This is a genomic window from Nitratidesulfovibrio oxamicus, assembly GCF_015731765.1.
Classification (GTDB): domain Bacteria; phylum Desulfobacterota; class Desulfovibrionia; order Desulfovibrionales; family Desulfovibrionaceae; genus Cupidesulfovibrio; species Cupidesulfovibrio oxamicus.
In genome coordinates this window covers 1-2353 of sequence record NZ_VRYY01000397.1, presented here as the reverse complement: position 1 = coordinate 2353, position 2353 = coordinate 1, and the positions used below count along the sequence as shown (strand labels likewise).

2 protein-coding genes and 1 pseudogene are annotated in these 2353 nt (G+C 67.7%); all 3 read right to left on the bottom strand.

The features are described 5' to 3' along the window. Window positions 1–832: pseudogene (locus FVW20_RS12805) on the bottom strand (hypothetical protein); the annotation flags it as partial. A gap of 368 nt (window positions 833–1200) precedes the next feature. Next, on the bottom strand, window positions 1201–1593 hold the full coding sequence (locus tag FVW20_RS12800) for a cytochrome c3 family protein (protein WP_196609920.1): 393 nt from the start codon (window positions 1591–1593) through the stop codon (window positions 1201–1203). Between the two features lie 278 nt (window positions 1594–1871). Beyond that, window positions 1872–2353: precorrin-3B C(17)-methyltransferase (locus tag FVW20_RS12795; RefSeq protein WP_196609919.1), on the bottom strand; the 482-nt coding region annotated here is incomplete at its 5' end.

Sequence of the window (2353 nt, the reverse complement as noted above, 5' to 3'; positions counted from 1 at the left end):
CGGCCTCGAAGGGGTCTGTTTCGTCAGGCGGCGGGGACTGCGCAGGCGCCTCCGGTTCCGGCTCCGGTTCGGGGGCGGCGGGCTTGCCGCCTGATCCCAGCATGTCTTCCAGCAGGGCGTCCAGATCGGCCACGTCCACCAGGTCGGCGGGTTTCTGCGGGGCGGCGGGCGCCGCAGGCGCGGGCGGCGCCTTGGCGTCCAGCCCGGAAATGAGGTCGTCGATGTCGTCGTCGCCCATGGATGAACCGGAACCGCCCGAGGTCAGGTCTGCGGCGCTGGGCGCGCCCAGATCGCCGAGCAGGGCGTCCACGTCGGTCATGTCGGGCATGGACAATTTCTCGTCCGGATCGACGGGGCGGCCAGTGATGGCCGAAGGCGTGGACGAGACGGGCTTGGCGGCCATGGCGTGAGCCTCCTCTGCATCGTGGTGGGCTGCGGTGGCCTTGGGGGCGGCGGGCGCCAGGGCCGGAGCGTGCTCCGGCGTATCCGGCAGGTCGCCTATGCTGTTCAGCAGGGCATCGATGTCGGCGTCCATGCTGGCGTCCATCCCGGAACCCGGTCCGGCATCGCCATGGCTTGCGTCGTCGTCCTGCGTCATGGAGGCGGCTGGAGACGGGGCAGGGGGCGGTGGCGCGATGTCGGCGTCCAGAGTATCGAACCCCGTCAGCGATTCCAGGCCGCCGCCGTCGGAAAACAGGTCTTCGAGTTCCTTCTCGAAGCTCGCGGCATCTGAGCCGGACTGCGCCTGCGGCGCGTTGCCCTTCTCGATGATGTCGGTAAGCTCGATGATGTCCTCGTCGGCCGTCAGGTGGGCATCGTCGGTGGGAGACATGACAGACCCTTGGGCAAACCTTCGGTAACGGTTGCGGCGCTCGCGCACCTGTCCGGCAAAGTGCCGCTGCGAGACGGCGGGCGCTTTGCGTGTTTCAAGGCATCAATACTACACACAGGAACGGGCATGGCGCAAGCGCGTGCGGCATGCCACATGGCGCGTGCCCCGCATGCCCTGAAGCGGGCCGTACGGCATGTCCCGAATGGCACGGACTGCCCGGCACGAACCGCCCGGCATGGCCCGACTCGGTACGGCCCGGCTGCACTCGGCCAACTCCGTTCCGCTCAACCCGACCCGGACCAGCCCGGAAACGCAAAGGGCCGCCCCCGAAGGGACGGCCCAGAAAGCCGGGAAAATGACGGCAGTGCCTAGCTATGGCACTTGGAGCCCTTGCAGCCCGTCAGTTCCTTTTTCTTGGCGGCGTCGGCGCCGGCGGTTTCAAGGTGGCAGCCCACGCAGCTCTTGAACTTGGTGCCCTTGTCATGCATGGCGTGGTAGTAGCCCTTGGCGGACTTGTCCTTCTTGTCCATGCTGTCGTGGCAACCGGCGGTGGCGCACTTCTGGTAGTCTTCCTTGCCGTTGACCGGGTGGTGGCATTCGCCACACTTCACGGCCTTGTGGGTCGAGTGGTTGAAGACCACGGGCTGCTTGGTCTTGTCCATCTTCAGACCGTCGGCAGGGGCCTTCGGAGCGGCGGCAAGGGCGGGCATGGCGATGGCAACGGCCAGCGCGAGCACACCGGTGAGGAACATCTTTTTCATCGCAGAAATACCTCCTTCACAAGGCATGTTAAGGATTTCCCAAGCGCCATGGTAGTAGGTCGCGTTCGCGGTGTCAAGACGGGCCGGGAAAATGCCGCGAACTCTGGTGGGTTAGGGGTAAACGCTGCCCCATTCCGAACGTGCCGCGCGTGCCGTGCGGCACAAGGTGGTGCGGATGTCCATTAGATTGCGCATGCGGCAAGGGCGGCGCTCAAGTGGTCGCAGCACCGGATTCCGGCACCTGCCGGAGACATCCGGCCAGGGCCAGCGCCGCGTGATTATTCGCCGCCGTCCCGCTTGCGGGTGCCGTCGGGGGCGTACTTGTCCATGTACCCGCGCGGGGTGACCATGCGCCCCCCCACCATGGTGGTGGCCCCGTTGCCGATGATGACGATGGACAGCATGTCCACCGTGGCCGGGTCGAAGGCGGAAAGCGGCGTGACCGACACCTGCTGGCCGGGGCGGTAGGCCTGGCGCACCAGTCCGATGGGGGTATCCGGCCCCCGGTGGCGGGCGGCGATGGCCAGGGCCTTTTCCAGATGGTCGGCCCGGCGGCGCGAGCGGGGGTTGTAGATGGCCACCACGAAATCCGCGCCAAGGGCCGCATCCAGGCGGCGTTCTATGATCGGCCACGGGGTCAGCAGGTCGCTCAGGCTCACCGAGGCGAAGTCGTGCATCAGCGGCGCGCCCAGCAGGGCGGCGGCCCCGCACAGGGCGGGCACGCCGGGCACCACCTCCACCGCGTGGGCCAGGTGGGCAA

Excerpts from the sequence above, each read along its gene's own strand:
- FVW20_RS12800 (WP_196609920.1), bottom strand. The coding sequence starts at position 1,593 with ATGAAAAAGATGTTCCTCACCGGTGTGCTCGCGCTGGCCGTTGCCATC.